Below are 436 nucleotides of genomic sequence, written 5' to 3'. Positions count from 1 at the left end.
AACCGGCACCCCGCCGGCGGCTGTCGGCAAAGCCTTGCGGTCGCTGCCGCTGGGCGACGACAACCACGAGCATTCCATATGAGCGATGATCCGGAAACCGCGCGCCAGATCGAAGAACTGGCAGCCGACGACCGACCCTTGCTTGTCCTCGATGTCGACGATGTCGTGCTCGAATTCATCCGACCGTTTCCGAATTTCCTCAAGGCGCGCGGCTATGGCCTGACGCTGGCCTCGTTCCGGCTGACCGGCAACATCGCAGAGACCGCCAGCGGCCGCCTGATCGAACAGCCCGAAGTCACGGCACTGCTGGCCGATTTCTTTGACGCGCAAGCCGATTGGCAAAACATTACTGACGGCGCGTCAGAAGCCCTGGCAGGGCTTGGCGATCGCGCGGAAATCATCTTGCTGACGGCCATGCCGCACAAACACCGTGCCG

The 436-nt window shown here is 62.8% G+C and carries 2 pseudogenes; both read left to right on the top strand.

Going from position 1 to position 436, the window contains the following annotated elements:
* A pseudogene (locus EN964_RS39320) lies at window positions 1-82 on the top strand (DUF3572 domain-containing protein); the annotation flags it as partial.
* Window positions 79-436 (top strand): annotated as a pseudogene (locus EN964_RS37105) (hypothetical protein); the annotation flags it as partial. The pseudogenes EN964_RS39320 and EN964_RS37105, both read left to right, overlap by 4 nt.

It is taken from the genome of Mesorhizobium sp. M7A.F.Ca.CA.001.10.2.1, from assembly GCF_003998575.1.
Lineage (GTDB): Bacteria > Pseudomonadota > Alphaproteobacteria > Rhizobiales > Rhizobiaceae > Mesorhizobium.
This window is presented reverse-complemented; position numbering and strand designations above follow the sequence as displayed.